General features: G+C 66.8%; 18 protein-coding genes. 9 read left to right on the top strand and 9 right to left on the bottom strand.

Annotated features, from left to right (window positions below):
- Window positions 1-6: 6 nt before the first annotated feature.
- From ACFWUP_RS28370 to ACFWUP_RS28355, 4 genes are read left to right on the top strand one after another with little or no spacing between them, the layout of a single operon-like run.
- Complete coding sequence (locus ACFWUP_RS28370) at window positions 7-1,854, top strand: hypothetical protein (protein WP_379239063.1); 1,848 nt, start codon at window positions 7-9, stop codon at window positions 1,852-1,854.
- Window positions 1,851-2,030: a hypothetical protein gene (locus ACFWUP_RS28365; RefSeq protein WP_379239067.1), complete on the top strand. Its 180-nt coding sequence runs from the start codon at window positions 1,851-1,853 to the stop codon at window positions 2,028-2,030. The genes ACFWUP_RS28370 and ACFWUP_RS28365 overlap by 4 nt, the downstream gene beginning before the upstream one ends.
- Window positions 2,027-2,389, top strand: coding sequence for a hypothetical protein (locus tag ACFWUP_RS28360; protein ID WP_379239032.1), 363 nt, complete (start codon window positions 2,027-2,029; stop codon window positions 2,387-2,389). Before ACFWUP_RS28365 ends, ACFWUP_RS28360 begins: the two co-directional genes overlap by 4 nt.
- Window positions 2,386-3,711 (top strand): hypothetical protein, encoded by a 1,326-nt coding sequence (locus tag ACFWUP_RS28355; RefSeq protein WP_379239031.1) that lies wholly within the window; start codon window positions 2,386-2,388, stop codon window positions 3,709-3,711. The genes ACFWUP_RS28360 and ACFWUP_RS28355 overlap by 4 nt, the downstream gene beginning before the upstream one ends.
- Here the strand turns inward: ACFWUP_RS28355 and ACFWUP_RS28350 are convergent.
- Window positions 3,694-4,410, bottom strand: coding sequence for a TetR/AcrR family transcriptional regulator (locus ACFWUP_RS28350; protein ID WP_379239030.1), 717 nt, complete (start codon window positions 4,408-4,410; stop codon window positions 3,694-3,696). The two genes, ACFWUP_RS28355 and ACFWUP_RS28350, sit on opposite strands and share 18 nt — an antisense overlap.
- On the opposite strand from ACFWUP_RS28350, the gene ACFWUP_RS28345 reads away from it, so the two are divergent.
- Window positions 4,409-4,873 carry a DUF998 domain-containing protein gene (locus ACFWUP_RS28345; protein WP_379239062.1) on the top strand — a complete coding sequence of 155 codons (465 nt, stop codon included), beginning with the start codon at window positions 4,409-4,411 and terminating at the stop codon, window positions 4,871-4,873. The genes ACFWUP_RS28350 and ACFWUP_RS28345 overlap by 2 nt on opposite strands.
- A 48-nt stretch (window positions 4,874-4,921) precedes the next feature.
- On the opposite strand, the gene ACFWUP_RS28340 is transcribed toward ACFWUP_RS28345, so the two are convergent.
- Together ACFWUP_RS28340 and ACFWUP_RS28335 are read right to left on the bottom strand one after the other, a co-directional pair.
- A complete protein-coding gene (locus ACFWUP_RS28340) occupies window positions 4,922-5,200 on the bottom strand; it encodes a hypothetical protein (protein ID WP_379239029.1) in 279 nt (92 codons plus the stop codon).
- A complete protein-coding gene (locus ACFWUP_RS28335; protein ID WP_379239028.1) occupies window positions 5,193-5,678 on the bottom strand; it encodes an RNA polymerase sigma factor in 486 nt (161 codons plus the stop codon). The genes ACFWUP_RS28340 and ACFWUP_RS28335 overlap by 8 nt, the downstream gene beginning before the upstream one ends.
- Window positions 5,679-6,061: 383 nt before the next feature.
- Here ACFWUP_RS28335 and ACFWUP_RS28330 point away from each other — a divergent pair, with 383 nt between their 5' ends.
- Window positions 6,062-6,685 carry a histidine phosphatase family protein gene (locus ACFWUP_RS28330; protein WP_379239027.1) on the top strand — a complete coding sequence of 208 codons (624 nt, stop codon included), beginning with the start codon at window positions 6,062-6,064 and terminating at the stop codon, window positions 6,683-6,685.
- A 37-nt stretch (window positions 6,686-6,722) separates the two neighbouring features.
- Here ACFWUP_RS28330 and ACFWUP_RS28325 read toward each other — a convergent pair whose 3' ends face one another.
- Complete coding sequence (locus ACFWUP_RS28325) at window positions 6,723-7,523, bottom strand: class I SAM-dependent methyltransferase (protein ID WP_379239026.1); 801 nt, start codon at window positions 7,521-7,523, stop codon at window positions 6,723-6,725.
- Window positions 7,524-7,636: 113 nt separating this feature from the next.
- Here ACFWUP_RS28325 and ACFWUP_RS28320 point away from each other — a divergent pair, with 113 nt between their 5' ends.
- Window positions 7,637-8,524: a ribonuclease Z gene (locus tag ACFWUP_RS28320; protein WP_379239025.1), complete on the top strand. Its 888-nt coding sequence runs from the start codon at window positions 7,637-7,639 to the stop codon at window positions 8,522-8,524.
- Between the two features lie 13 nt (window positions 8,525-8,537).
- On the opposite strand, the gene ACFWUP_RS28315 is transcribed toward ACFWUP_RS28320, so the two are convergent.
- Window positions 8,538-8,714: a hypothetical protein gene (locus ACFWUP_RS28315; protein ID WP_379239024.1), complete on the bottom strand. Its 177-nt coding sequence runs from the start codon at window positions 8,712-8,714 to the stop codon at window positions 8,538-8,540.
- A gap of 262 nt (window positions 8,715-8,976) precedes the next feature.
- Here ACFWUP_RS28315 and ACFWUP_RS28310 point away from each other — a divergent pair, with 262 nt between their 5' ends.
- Complete coding sequence (locus tag ACFWUP_RS28310) at window positions 8,977-9,672, top strand: hypothetical protein (protein WP_379239023.1); 696 nt, start codon at window positions 8,977-8,979, stop codon at window positions 9,670-9,672.
- Here ACFWUP_RS28310 and ACFWUP_RS28305 read toward each other — a convergent pair.
- Both ACFWUP_RS28305 and ACFWUP_RS28300 read right to left on the bottom strand, forming a co-directional pair.
- Complete coding sequence (locus tag ACFWUP_RS28305; protein WP_379239022.1) at window positions 9,669-10,205, bottom strand: DUF3145 domain-containing protein; 537 nt, start codon at window positions 10,203-10,205, stop codon at window positions 9,669-9,671. The genes ACFWUP_RS28310 and ACFWUP_RS28305 overlap by 4 nt on opposite strands.
- Before the next feature lie 102 nt (window positions 10,206-10,307).
- Entirely contained in the window at window positions 10,308-11,123 is an 816-nt protein-coding gene (locus ACFWUP_RS28300) for a serine hydrolase domain-containing protein (protein ID WP_379239021.1), read from the bottom strand.
- Window positions 11,124-11,162: 39 nt separating this feature from the next.
- Here ACFWUP_RS28300 and ACFWUP_RS28295 point away from each other — a divergent pair, with 39 nt between their 5' ends.
- The gene (locus ACFWUP_RS28295; protein WP_379239020.1) at window positions 11,163-12,362 is read left to right on the top strand and encodes a serine hydrolase domain-containing protein; all 1,200 of its coding nucleotides are present in this window, start codon (window positions 11,163-11,165) and stop codon (window positions 12,360-12,362) included.
- A 166-nt stretch (window positions 12,363-12,528) separates the two neighbouring features.
- Here the strand turns inward: ACFWUP_RS28295 and aztD are convergent, their stop codons facing one another.
- A complete protein-coding gene (gene aztD / locus ACFWUP_RS28290; RefSeq protein ID WP_379239019.1) occupies window positions 12,529-13,689 on the bottom strand; it encodes a zinc metallochaperone AztD in 1,161 nt (386 codons plus the stop codon).
- 27 nt (window positions 13,690-13,716) lie between these two features.
- Window positions 13,717-14,637, bottom strand: a complete 921-nt coding sequence (gene aztC / locus ACFWUP_RS28285) for a zinc ABC transporter substrate-binding protein AztC (RefSeq protein ID WP_379239061.1) — start codon at window positions 14,635-14,637, stop codon at window positions 13,717-13,719.
- Window positions 14,638-14,719 lie beyond the last annotated feature (82 nt).

Raw genomic sequence — 14,719 nt, 5'->3', positions numbered from 1 at the left:
ACAGCGATGACCGATCCGTCGATGATTCTGGTCGCGCAGGGCACCGAAGGCGGTGGCGCTGCGCTGGACCAGGTCGCGCTGATGACCGGTGCGGCGGTGGTGGTCGCCGCGGTGCTGTTGTGGGTGGCCTACCTGCATCGGACGCGGCGCATCACCTGGCTGCAGCGGCTGGCCGACTTCAGCGGCCGCCTCATGAACCGTCCCGGCTGGGTGGCGCTGCCGATCGCGATGTTCCTCGCCACGATCCTGACCGCGTTTCTCGGGTTCATCTGGGATGTGAGCCTGCATGTGGGCAAGGGCCGCGATGCCGGACCGCTGGCCAACCCGGCGCACTACTTCATCTTGGTCGGCCTGTTCTTCCTTTTCATGGCGGGCATGCTGGCCGTGATCCTGCCGCTGGATGAGAAACCGGGTCGGGCCGCGGTGAAGATCACCCGCGACTGGTACGCACCCGTCGGCGGCATCTTGATCGCGGGCGCCGGTTTGTACGCGCTGATCGGTTTCCCGCTCGACGACATCTGGCATCGGCTGTTCGGCCAGGACGTCACCCTCTGGGGACCCACCCACCTGATGCTCATCGGTGGCGCGGGTCTGTCACTGATCGGCGTGCTGCTGCTCGAACTCGAAGGCCGCTACAACCGCCCCGACCCCGAACGAAGCGACGGCCGGTTCCTGTGGGCGATCCAGGGTTTCGCATTCGGCGGCCTGGTGATCGGACTGTCGGTGTTCCAGGTCGAGTTCGACTTCGGCGTAGAGCAGTTTCGGTTGGTATTACAACCGATGTTGATCGTCTTCGCCGCCACGATCGCCCTGATCTCGGCTCGCTTGACGCTCGGCCCCTTCAGCACCTTGCTGCTCGTTGCCTTCGCCTTCTGCGTGCGCTACATCGTCGCGGTCCTCGTCGGCACCGGATTCGAGGCGCCGCGCAACGTCTTTCCGCTCTACCTCGGTGCCGCGATCGTGGTGGAACTGCTCGCCCTCCTGCCGCTGATCAGGCGACCGCTCTGGTGGGGTGCGCTCACGGGGTTCGGGGTGGCGACGGTGGGTATCTGGCTCGAATCCCTGTGGGTAGAGCGGATGTTCGTCAATCCGTGGGTCGGCGGGATGTGGCCGGAACTGCTCGCGATGGCGGTGCCGGTCGGTGTGGCGGGTGGTGTGATCGGCGCGATGCTCGGCACCGTCCTGCGCGGGGAGGCATTGCCCAAGCCCGCGGTGCGGCGTGGTCTCGTGGTCGCCGCTGTGGTGGTCGCGGCCGCGGCGACCACCAACGGGGTGATCATCCGCGTACCGGAAAACGCCTCGGCGACAGTCGCACTCACCGACGCCGAGCCCGAGCAGGGCGGCCGGATGGTCACCGCCGATGTCCACCTCTCCCCCGCGGATCTGATCGGTGCCGATCCCGAATGGGTGGAGATCCTCGCCTGGCAGGGCGGCACCGGCGACGGCAGTCCCGGCCACGGCCTCGTCGTGGACAAGTTGCGTCGCGTCGCCGACGACCACTTCGTTTCCACCCGTCCCGTGCCCGTGCACGGCACCTGGAAGACGGTGCTGCGCTTGCAGGACGGACGCATGCAGTCCGCGCTCCCGATCTTCATGCCGCTCGATGAGGGCATCGGCGCCGCGGAGGTGTCGGCGCCCGCGAGCTTCACGCGGCCGTTCGTCGAGGAGGTCTCGGTACTGCAGCGCGAGCGGTCCTTCGACCATCCGTCCTGGTTGATGGCCGTCGCAGGCCTGGTGGTGTTGGCGTGCAGTCTGGCCTTGATCGCGGCCATGGCATGGGGTGCGGCCCGCGTCAACGATCGTTATCTGGCGGCGGGCAGCACGCCGGACCAGAAGTCCACGGTCGCACCGTGATTCGCGAGGAGAACGTCGATCTGCTCGCCGATCATTCGCTCCTGCTGGCGATTCCGGCGTTTCTGCCCGCGGTCGCGCTGGTCGGGCTCGTGCTGTTCATCGCGATGCGCGACCGGCGCGCGGAGAAGCGTGAGAACGACGAAGCCCGACCCGCCCGCACCGAGGAGAATCCGTGACACCTCGCCGACTCCGGTACGGCCTCGTCGCGGTCGCACTGCTGACAGGCTGCTCATCGGGCACGGAGCCCGAGCCGACCGACGCCGACGAAGCCCGCACCATCGACATCCGCATCGCGAAAGGTGCAGTGTCCCCGACCAATACGCGGACCGAAGCCCAGGTCGGGCAGCCCATCGTGTTGTGGGTCGACAGCGATACCACCGACGAACTCCACGTCCACTCCGCCCCCGCGCACACCTTCCCCGTCGCCGCGACGGCAGGCCAGGAGTTCGGTTTCACGGTGACAGTGCCGGGCCAGGTGGAGATCGAACTGCACCACCTCGGACGGACGGTGACAACCCTGCTGGTCCGCCGGTGAGCCCCCTCGCCCACGGCCTCGGCGGCGCCGCGGACCTACCGATTCCGCTCACCTACGCGTTGATCGGTGCGGCATGGGCGCTGACCTTCTCGTTCGCGGTGCTGTTGTTCGCCTGGCGTCGGCCTCGCCTGAACCCCGACTCCCCGGGATTCGCACTGCCCGCGCCGATACGCCGGATGATCGACGCCGGCGCGACGCGGTCAGCCATCGGCGCGGCCAGCGTGACGGTCACCGTCGGCGTGCTGGTAATCGCGGTATTCGGTTCCTCGGATCCGGCCCTGAATCCCGTGCCGGGAGTGCTGTACGTCGGCGTCTGGGTCGGGGTGATGCTGGGTTCGCTGCTGATCGGACCGATCTGGAAGGTCCTGTCCCCCGTCCGCGCGATCCATCGATTGGGCTGCCTGCTGCTGCACCGCCCGCCGGAGCACGGGCTCCTCCGCTACCACAAGAATTGGGGCTACTACCCCGCGGCCATCGGCCTGTTCTCGTTCGTCTGGATGGAATTGGCTTGGCACACACCAGGTTCGGTGAGTTCGGTGCTGACCTGGTTGCTCGGCTATCTCGTCGTCACCTCGGTCGGCCTTGTTCTGTTCGGCACCACCTGGGCAGAGCGGGCAGATCCGCTCGAGGTCTACAGCACGCTGCTGGCGCGCCTGAGCCCGTTCAGCCGTGACAGTGCGGGCCGGCCGGTGCTGCGAATGCCGCTGAACAATCTCGCGGGAACTCCCGGCCTCGCGGGCTCTGTCGCGGTCGCGGCAACACTGCTCGGATCCACCGCCTTCGACAGCTTCTCGACTTTCCCGCAGTGGCGCGAACTGATCGACAACCTGGCTCCGCTCGACCCGACCCTGGTGCGCACGGTCGGCCTGCTGGTCTTCATCGGCGTGGTCGGGGGCCTGTTCTCCATCGCCGCACGTGCCACCGGCGGCGTCTCCCGCACCGACCGAGCGCTATTACCCCGCCGACTCACGCTCAGCCTCACCCCGATCATCGCGGGCTACCTGGTCGCCCACTACCTCACGTTCCTCGTCGAGAAGGGACAGGCGACAGTCCTGCTGTTCGCCGACCCCCTCGACCGCGGCTGGAACATCGCGGGCCTGGCCGACCGAGACGTCGACTATGTGCTGTCGAATCACCCGAGCGCACTCGCCACCTGCACAGTGCTCGCCGTCCTGATCGGCCACATCCTCGGCGTAGCCGCCGCCCACGACCGCTGCCTGCACCTGCTCCCGTCCCATCACCGGCTGACCGGCCAGCTGGCGTTGATGCTGGTCATGGTCGGCTTCACCTTCACCGGGTTGTCTCTACTGTTCGGGGGCTAGCGGTGTCAGGTTCGCCGTCACGTCACGACACAGTCCGCGCGATTCCGTCCATAACCTGATCCAGGCCGGTGTCGAATTGCCATTGCAGATCATCCTTGCGGGCGGCTTCGAGAATGTAGCGCTCGAAGGTCGGGTAGCGGCGCGTGGCGAGTAGCCAGCGCATCTGCGGCGAAAGTCCTTCGCGGGTATCCGCGCCGGTGGACAGCCGTGGTCGTCCATGAGATCGCGAAGGCCGATTTCGGAGCTCGTCGCACCCTGGACGTAGGTCGAGAGGGTGCGGCAGGCGGCCATCGCGGCGTCGAGGTCCAGGCCACCGTCGTCGTGGAGTGCGGTCAGTGCCTGCTCGGTGAGGGCCAACCGATGCGGGGTCAGCTCGTAGAGCATCTGCGGCGCCGACAGGCGGGTGAGCCAGGGGTGGCGCAGGATCAGCGTGCGAACCGCCTGGGCGATCGCCCACAGGGTCGCGCGCCAATCAGTGCCGGCGGGCGGATCGATCTCGCCGTAAACCAAGTCGACCATCAGCTCGAGGACCTCGTCCTTGTTCGACACGTGCCGGTAGGCGGCCATCGGGGTGACGCCCAGTTCGGTGGCAAGGCGACGCATGGTGATGGCATCGAGCCCCTCGACATCGGCGACTTTCACCGCGGCGTCGGCAATCAACTTGGCGGACAATGCTTTACCCGATGCGGTCTGAGCCATCCGTTCCCACAGAAGAGTCACACTGCCCCTCTGTTTCGCCGAAGCGCTACGACGCCGCGCCGCCCTCCGCACCACGGGCTACGTCTCGCTACTCGTCGCCGGGGCGGGCCTGATTCTCATCGGCTTCTTCCCGACCGACCCGGTTCTCGGCTTCCCCGCCGGCGCACCGACCACCGTCACCACGATCGGCACGGTGCACAGCCTGGGCGCCCTGGTGGTGTTCGTGGCGTTCCCGGTGGCCGCGTTCGCCGCCGTCAGCCGTCGAGCCCCCGGCTGGTCTGCCTTCTCGGTGGCGACCGGGGTGTTGTCGCTGGTGGCAGTCGGCGCGTTCTTCGCCGCGGTCGAAGGGACCGCCGAGGGTGCGGATTCGCTGGCCGGTCTCTACGAGCGTCTCCCGACGCTTTTCATCGGCCTGTGGCAGATCGCGTTCGCTGTCCGAGTCCGCACCGCCCACGCCAACTGATCCGTCTTCGAGCGGCCCGATCACCGGCCGCTCGAAGACGTCAGCTTCTCAGGAAGCGCCCTGATGCGCGTCGTGCCCGCTGACGGTCAGCTTGCACTGACCGTCCTCACACGAACGCTGCAGCTTGCCTCGCGACAAGGTCTGCATCAGCCCGATCGCCCAGCACATCGGACACCCACGCAGCGCGACCAACCCGAGGGGCAGCAACACCAGGCTCACCACCCCGACGACCGGAATCAACGCAATGGATCCGACCAGCGCACCGAATCCCAAGCCGCCACGCACCAGGTGCTCGACCATGGACTTACTCGCGAACTCGTCACTCATCTTTTCCTCCAGCACCCAGAAGCGCTTCTTGAACCGCGGCCCGAGCCCGGTGCAGCCGCGATTTCATCGCCGCCGTGCTGAGCCCGAGCGCATCGGCGACCATCCGCCCGCTATAGCCCTGAATATCGCGCATGATCAACACGCTCCGCTGATCCGCGGGCAAAGCGGCGACCGCGGACGCCACCCTCCCCGCCTCCAGTCGTCGCAACACCTCGTCCTCAGCCGAAGCAGCAGCAACGTCGTGCTGCACCGGGATTCGTCCCGACAGCCGCGCCCGTCGCAGGCACTCGTTGCGAACGATCCGAAACATCCACGACGCCAAGGCACCAGAGGCCCGCAACATCCCGATCTTGCGATACAGAACGATCAACGCCTCCTGCGCCGCATCCTCAGCATCTTCCGTTGTGGCACACAGTGAATGGGCGAACCGCTGAATATGCGGATGCGCCCCCGACACCAACGCCGCGATCGAATCCACATCCCCACCCTGCGCAGCCACGATCAATTGCTCACCGGGCCACCGAGACTCACCCACGCCCAGCCCGCTTGCGCTTCACCACATACATGCACGTGCACAGCAACATCAGACCGACCACAACACCGATTCCGACAACCACAACAAACCTCCATGTCCCGTCCCGACGTCCGTCGCGACATACATAAGAGGCACGACCACCACCGAAGGATTCACCATCGTCCGCGCGATGTCGCGCCCGATCGGGACACCCGAACGGACTTCGGCAAGAGCTATCGGTCTCGACGGATACTCCGCAGCACAATGTAGTGACCGGACCGAACCGTGTGACTCGGTCGACCTCACGGCGACGTGCGTCGGGTGCGAGTGGCGAGGAAGGACCAGAGATGCGCAATATCTATGTGGTCACCCATCCCGAGGCGACGCATCACCTCGGTCGACTCGTCGGCGGGTGGTTCGACTCCGAGCTCACTCCGGCCGGAACAGTCGTCGCCACGGCGGCTGCGGCGGAGTTGCGCGCGCGGATCCCCGAAGATGCTGGAATCGAGCTGTATTCGTCGGATCTGCGACGCACAGCGCAGACGGCCGAAGCAGTCGGTGCGGCACTGGGCGTCGAGCCGATCCTCGATGCGCGACTGCGCGAGAAGTCGTACGGCGAGGCAGGCGGCAGGCCTCAACAGTGGCTCGATGCGAGATTCGTCCCGCCACCTCTCGTCGGCGACCGGATGAGGCACGACGAGGGTATTCCGGGAGCCGAGACGAAAGCTGTCTTCGCGCAACGTATCTACGCCGCCATGGACTCGATCGTGGCGAGCACCTGCCGACACCAGGTTGTCGTAACGCACGGCGGTAGCCTCACCTTTGTGATCGCGGCATGGATCGGAATGCCGATCGAGTCAGCGGGATACGCGGCTTTCCGCGCCACCCCCGGCGGTATCACCGAACTCAGAGAAGACGACTTCTTCCACAATCGTCAGGTAGTCCACCTCGACGACACCCGCCACCTGTGAAGCGGGTGCCGCTGACCGACGTCGAGCGCGTCGCCGACTACCGAACGGGCGTGCCGCCTGTCTCAGCGCCCGCTCGAGAACGGCGGGCGGTGATGAGCCAGGAGCGTGAGTCGAAGTGCACGCCGCTGTCAGTTTGGTGGCCCAGGAGGGTGGCGCGTAGTCGGGCGCGGGCTTCGTCGGCGGCGATCGGGTCGAGGTTGGCGAAGAAGGACCTGAAGCCGGACAGGCGGAGCAGGTTGTCGTAGGCGGCCGCGCTGTTCGGGCCGTAGTCGACGGGTTCGGATACCTCGGTGAAGTCGATGTCGGTGAAACCGGCTGCGGTCAGCGCACTTTCGGAGACGGCCGGGTCGGCTAGGGAGAACGGACCGGGAGCCGGAGTGGCGATTACGCGGGCGAGGACTTCACCGAACACCGAGCCTGCCCATTCATTGCGGTCATGGTTCTGCCAGACCAGCCACGCTAGTCGAGCTCCAGGGCGTAGTGCGCGCGCGATATTGGTGAAGGCGGCGACCGGGTCGGCGAAGAACATCACGCCGTACCTGCTGATGCAGAGATCGAAATACGTTGACGGGAACGGGTATACCTGCGCGTCGGCGAGCTCGAAGCTGATGTTGGACAGACCGTCGTCGGCACTGAGTTCGCGGGCTCGTTCGACCATCGGTTCGGTGATGTCGATGCCGAAGGCGCTGCCGTCGCCGGCGGCGCGGGCGGCGGCCCGCGTCGTCTGGCCTGTGCCGCAACCGATGTCGAGCACCCGATCGCGGGCTCCGACCTGCGCGGCGGCGAGGAGGTGCGCGTTGTGCAGACGCAGTTCCGTGTCGTAGTCGAACATGTCCATCAGCATCCTCCGGCACGGTCGCGTCATCGGTCAGGGCGACTACGAACATGCCCGATGCCCCGCTCACGGTCAATCGACGTGACACCGCCGTCACGACCCGCGAGGATGAGCCGATGTCGACACGAGAACTCGTCGTCCTCGGCACAGCAGGCGCTGTGCCCACCCGTCGCCGCAATCACAACGGTTATCTCCTGCGCTGGGACGGGCAAGGCGTGCTGTTCGATCCCGGCGAGGGAACGCAGCGTCAGATGGCCCATGCGGGCGCTTCCGCGACCGAGCTGAACTGGTTGTGCATCACCCACTTTCACGGCGATCACTCACTGGGCGTTCCCGGCATCGTTCAGCGGCTCGGTCGCGACGGGGTGCCCCACGACGTGCACGCGGTCTACCCCGCCGAGGGCGCCGAATATTGGGACCGACTGCGGTACGCGACCAGCTACTACGGCTCGCCCACGATCATCGAGCACGCGGTGAGCGGCACCAGAGAGACCCTGCAGGGCAACGGTTTCACCCTCACCGCCCTCCCCCTCGACCACAGCATCCCCACCTACGGCTACCGCCTCGCCGAACCCGACAGCCGCACGTTCCTGCCCGAAAAGCTACGCGAGCACGGAATTTCCGGCGCCGCCATCCGCGACCTTTCCGGACCGCTACTGGAGGAGTGCTCGGCACCGAGACCCGGCCAGAAGGTCGCCTTCATCATGGATACTCGCCTGTGCGACAACGTCTTCGAACTCGCCGACGGCGTCGACATGCTGATCATCGAATCCACCTTCCTCGACACCGAAACGGGTCAGGCGCACGAACGCGGCCATCTCACCGCACGCCAGGCAGGCGAGGTAGCCCGCACTTGCGGCGTGAACACCCTTGTCCTGACACATTTTTCCGAGCGGTACACCGCCAGCGAGGACCATCTGTTCACCGAACAGGCGAACTTCCCCGGAGCCGTCCTAGCTTTCGATCTCGACCGCATCACACTTCCCCCACGACGCCCGGCCTGAAACCACCGCCGCATCATGCCCGGCCGAGCCACTCCTTCACGAGCTTGGACTCGTCCGTCTTGCACAACGACTGCACGATCTTGTAGTTGCCGGGGTGCACCTTCGTCTTGTAACCGAGTTGGTCGGCAAGGGCAGGCACCGTGGACTTCTGGGTGGCATCGTCGAGTGCGAGGAATTCGGTGCAGGTCATCCCGGTCAGATCGCCTGCTGGCGCAGGGGCCGTCGGCGATGTCGAGGTCGCGGTCGGAGCAGCGGGCGGGCGCGCGGATTGCGATGTCGGGCCCGCCTCCGCGCCGTCAGAGGAGCATCCGGTCAGCGCCATCGCACCGACCAACACCACAGACCACACGAATTTCCCGCCCCCACAGTTCATATCGACGACGCTAGCAGCCGGCATCGCACAGGGCCACGCCCGGCGACAAATCAGCTGGACGCTGAATACAGTGGGCGGCGTGACCGATTCAGCACTATCGACCAGCAGGCGAGCCATGAGGCGGGCGATAGCGACCACCGTGGCATCGGCGATTGTGGCCACATTGCTGATTTCGGTGATCGGCGGGATGGTGGGCTCCTTGCTGGCGGTGCGCGAGTTCGGGTCCGACGTGCTGTCGTCATCGGCCACGGCGGCGAGCTACCTGTGGCTGATCGTCCTCCCGTTGGCGATCGGGGCGGGCGTTGCGGTCGGGGTCGGGCTTCCGGCAACGGCTTTTGTTCGCGTCGGCGCCCGCGAGCGGGCCGGTTTCCTCGTCCGATGCGGCGTGCTCGGTGTTGTCGGAACCGTTGTGCTGTGGCCGTTCGCCGCGCTCGGTGGAGTTGTCTCGACAACATGGGCCGTGCACTGGCTGAACGGCGCCGCCACAGAACGGGTGTCGCATTTCGCCTGGGTGCTGCTGCAGACATGGGCCGGCCAGTGGTCCTACGCGCACACGCTCCTAACAGCGGTGGCAGGCGCTGTCACGCCGGTTCTCTTTCAGAACTCGGTCGGGTACGGCGACCGACACCGACTCCGACGCGCACTACTCGCGGCCGCGTCGGTGCTCACGCTCTGCGCAATCTTGTGCGCAGCCCACGCGCTCTACCTCAATCGGCCGGTCACCATGACGACCGCTGCGCCCGGATCAGCGCAGAGTGCGGCCGAGAGCCGTTAACCCACGTCCCGCCGCAACCACGTAACTTCCGCCCCGACACTGTCGGTCCCCTGCCGGAACGCCTCGAGGTCCTCATCCCAGGGCGAGCCGAGTGCGCGGTCGAGTTCGGTGGAGAGGTCGAAGGTGCCGTGGGAGTCGAGTTCGGTGGCGGCTTGGAGTAAGGCGCGTAATCGCATTTCGCCGAGCATCACGTCGCCGTTGGCGCCGGTGGATCCGTGCCAGAGGCCGAGGGTGGGGACGAAGCTGTAGCGTTCGCCGTCGACGCCTTCGCTGGGGTCCTCGGTGACTTCGAAGCGCAGAACCGGCCAGGTGCGCAATGATTGGGCTATCCGGGCCGCGGTGCCGACGGGGCCGATCCAATCGCTGCTGGCGCGCAGTTGTCCGTCGGCTGGTTGGGTGTTCCAGCGCAATTTCGCCGGTGCGGAGAGCGCGGTGGACAGCGCCCATTCCACGTGCGGGCACAACGCGGCGGGCGATGAGTGGATGTAAACCACACCCGCCGTCGCGTCAGCGAACTGACTCGATGCGCGCACTAACAACACCTCCAGCCTCGACAAGGAACGTCTTCCCCAACGGCCCGTCGTGGTCTGGCGTGGCACGAGTGTACTGAAGTGTGCGGTGTTGCGCGTGTTACTTTACTGCGTGTTATGTGTCTCTGCGATAACGGAATCGCTGAATTTCGGCCACGCCGTTCTAGCCCAGTCACCGAAATTCTCGTCGCTCAACGCGATTGTCGCCACCCCTATTTCCGGGTCGACCCAGAGGAACGTGCCGGACTGCCCGAAGTGCCCGTAGGTGCGGGCGGAATTGCCCGATCCCGTCCAGTGCGGGGTTTTCCCGTCGCGGATTTCGAATCCCAATCCCCAGTCGTTGGGGCGCTGGGAGCCGTATCCGGGCAGGACTCCGTTGCGGTCGGGGAATTGCACCGAGGTCGCTTCGTCGAATGTTTGCCGAGATATCAATTGGGGTATCAGCAACTCTCCGGCGAATAGTGTGAGGTCGGCGAGGGAGGCACTGCCCGCGTGGCCCGCGGAACCGTCGAGGACCGCTGTGGTCATGCCGAGCGGTTCGAAAACGGCCTCGCGCAGATACTGCGGAAATTCGATCCCGGTCTGCGCGGTGAGGAAATCGGCGAGCAGTTCGAAGCCCGCGCTCGAGTAGATCCGGCGCGCGCCGGGTTCGGCGATCACCTCGGGGGTGGCGAACGCGACGCCAGAGGTGTGGGCGAGCAGGTGACGCACGGTCGATCCGGGCGGACCAGCGGGTTGGTCGAGTTCGACCGCGCCTTCCTCGAGCGCCACGAGCGTGGCGTAGGCGACGAGCGGTTTGGTGACCGAGGCGAGCCGGAACACCCGCTCGGTATCGCCGATGCTCGACACACCGTCGGCGGTGACCACGGCGGCGGCGGCATTTTTGACGGGCCAGTCCTGAACCTGCTGCAACGATCGCATATCCGCAGCGTACGAGACGCCGCTACGATCGAGGACACCATGAGTCCCGCACCATCGATCCACGGCGACGTGGCGGCCGGTTTCGGCCCCGTCGCCGACGCTTTCCGCCGCAACTTCACCCACCACGGCGAGATCGGCGCTGCCGTCGCCGTCTACGCCGGTGACCAGCCACTGGTCGACCTGTGGGCAGGCCATCGTGACCGCAAGCGCGAGGTGGCATGGGAGCGCGACACGATCGTGCCGGTGTTCTCCTCATCGAAGGGCATGTCGGCGTTCACGATCGCGACGGCGGTCTCGCGCGGGCTCCTCGACTACGAGGCTCCGGTGGCGAAGTACTGGCCGGAGTTCGCCGCGCACGGCAAAGAGGCGATCACCGTGCGTCAGCTGATCGACCATCAGGCGGGTCTGTCCGGACTCGACCGGATCGTGAAACTGCGTGAGCTGATCGACCGCGACGCCCTCGGCGAGGTACTCGCCGCGCAGAAACCGGCGTGGAAACCGGGCACCCGGCACGGTTATCACGCGCTGACGTTGGGGTTGTATCAGAGCGAACTGCTCCGGCGAGTGGATCCGGCGGGCCGTAGCCTCGGGCGGTTCTTCGCCGAGGAGATCGCGGGCCCGGTCGGCGCGGATCTGTTCATCGGACTGCCCGAGACCGAGCCGATGGAACGGGTCGCCCAACTGTCCGCGACCAAGGGCTGGGACATCTGGCGCTACGAGCGCCGTGATGTGCCGCTGCGCATCGGCGGTGAGGTCTACGCCAAGCGTGGGCATTCCTATGCGGCGCTGACCAATCCGCGTCCGGGTGCGCCCGCGCGCGCCGCACGCCGGGAGTTCCTCGAGGTCGAATGGCCCGGCATGAACGGTGTCGGCAACGCCCGAGCGCTCGCGCAGGTCTACGGCGCCGCCGCCGGCCGAACCGGTGTTCTGCCGATCAGCGACGAGGTTCTCGACTTGCTCGCGGCCGCCGACACCGCCGACGATGTGCCCGCCGACGACCTCGTCCTGCACACCAAGAGCCGCTACCACCTCGGTTTCCGCAAGTCGCGCGGCACTTTCCGTTTCGGCTCGGACAAACGCGCCTACGGCACCACCGGCCTGGGTGGATCGTTCGGATTTGCCGACCCCACAACAGGATTGGGCTTCGGCTACACCATGAACCGCCTAGGCATGGCGATCCTCGACGACGTCCGCAGTCGCAACCTGCGCGAGGTCGTCGTACGGTGCGCCGACCGGTAGCCAACACCGTGCGGGCCGATCGGGACGCCGAGGTGCTGATCCGGCCAAATCACGCAGTCGGGCTCGTTCTAGTCAGAATACTGACTGAAACGAGCCCGATTGCGTGAAAATGCCGGTCCCAGGAGTCGGCTCCGCGATCGCGTCCGACTCACCCCGCGCACTGGTGTCAGTGCGCGGTGACGCCGGTGATCTCGTTCGGCGCGGTGGCTAGGGTGGCCGTGGCCGTGACTTTTCCGTCGGCCAGGTCGACGCGGTGGACCTGCTTGGAACCCGGGTCGGTCACGTAGGCGATCCCGTCGCGGACGAACAGCGCCGGCCGGGCTTGCTGCCAGTCGAGGGGCTCGGACCAGGTGCCGAGCACCGGAATGGTGCGAACTTCCTTGCCCGCGACGGGGTCGATCACGTGGATCTTGCCGTCGGTGCCGAGCACCAGCGCCTCACCCTGCGGGCCGCGACCCAGCGAACGGAAGGTGTAGCTGGTGCCGATGTCGACCAGGCGCAGGGTGCCGTCGGCGGTGTTCACCAGCGAGATCTGCTGCGGGCGTTCGAGTTCGGCGTCCTTGTCCTGCTTGTAGTCGCCGAGCACGATCGGCGAGACAGCGCTGCCGGACATGTTGCCGATCCGGCCGTAAGGGGTCGGGCTGGTCACCTTGGTGAACTTGCCGTCGCGGTAGACGAGGGCGCCGGTCTGGCAGCCGACCACCACCGTTTCACCCTGCGCGGTGGCCTCGCCGTGCACGCCGGGGCAGTCCTCGTTGCGGGCGATCTCCTTGCGATCGGAGTCGAGGGCCATGAAGCCGACCCGTGCGTCCGAGGTGCCGAGGGTGACCAGCAGGTTCCCATTGCTCAGCTCGACGGCGACGCCGTGGTGCGCGGTGGCGGTCTTGTAGGTCCCGGCCGGCTTGCCGCTGTCGATCTTGTCGGTGTCGACGATCGTGACCTCACCGGTGGCATCGGCGAAGAGCACCGTCTTGCCCGCGTGCGGCACCACGTGGCCGGGCTTGGCGGCGGGGTACTCGGTTCCGGTGAACTTCGCGGCGTAGGCGTCGAAGACCCGGAAGCCGTCCTTGGTCGTCACCATCAGGTGGTCGTCGTCGCCGGCCGGGTTGAGGCGGTTGTACCCTTCCAGCTCGACGTCACCTTCCTGGGCGAGCGTGGCGCCGTCGAGGACGTAGATGCCGCCGTCGTAGGTGAGCGCGATCGGTTCCGCACCCGGGGTGTGCTCGTGACCGTGGTCGGAATCCTCTGTGCCGCAAGCGCTCAGCGCCAGCACCGAGGCGAGTGCCCCGGACATGGCCACCAGCGTGGTGGTCCGTGACCTGTTCATGTGTTGCTCCATCTCTTCGTGCGTGAATTACGTTGTGGGCCCGGATAAACCACGGGCGATGGCGTCGGTGTTGGCTCGTGCCATCTCCAGATAGGTGGCCGCGCCCTCACCGGGCGAGGTCAGTGATTCGGTGTGCAGGGCGATCACCTGCACCTGCAGCCCGGTGTGTTCGGCGAGGACGCGCGAAAGCCGGTCGGGTGCCGAGGAATCGGCGAAGATCGCGTTCACGCCCGCGGTCCTGATCGCGGTGGCGAGTCCGTCCAGATCTGATGCACTGGGCGAGGCCAGGGTGGTGCCGCTGGGGATCACCGCGCCGATCACCCGGAATCCGAATCGCTGTGCGAGATAACCGAAGACGTGATGGTCGGTGACGAGCTGTCTGCGCTCGGCCGGGATGGCGGCGAACCGGTCGGTCATCCATCGATCCAGCTGGTCGATTTCGCCGAGGTAGCGCTGCGTATTCGCTTGCACCGCACCGGTATCGATGCCGTCGACCTTCGCTAACACTTCCGCGCTGATCGCCTCGACGGCCATGCGCACCCGCGCCGGATCGGTCCAGAAGTGCGGATCAGGCTGTCCTACGGACTCGTCGGAGGCATAGCGGATCGGGTCCGCCTTCTCGGCGACGGCAATGGCAGGCACGCCCGCCTCCACCGCCGCCAGCACGTGCCGGGCCACGCCTTCCTCGAGCCCGAGGCCGTTGTGTACGACCAGCGCGGCCCGCTCGATATCGGCCGCCTGACGTGCGGAGATCGCGAACGAATGCGGGTCGGTGCCTGCCTGCATCAATACTGTCACCGGCACGGCGTCGCCCACGACCGCCTTGGTCAGGTCGCCGAGAATGTTCGTGGTCACCACGATCCCGGACCGCTCGGACCCGCTGGTGCACGCGGCGAGCAACGGGATGAGCAGCGCGGCCGCGACGAACAGCCGGGCCGTCCGGCGCATCGCCGCGCCGGCTCGCGACGTGCCTGCTCCCGGCGTGCCGCGGACGCGGAAAGCGCGGACCGCCAGCCGGATTCGGCCGAAC

This window comes from Nocardia sp. NPDC058658, from assembly GCF_042716665.1.
Classification (GTDB): domain Bacteria; phylum Actinomycetota; class Actinomycetes; order Mycobacteriales; family Mycobacteriaceae; genus Nocardia.
The sequence above is the reverse complement of the archived record's forward strand: the minus strand, read 5'-3'. Positions and strand labels throughout refer to the sequence as shown.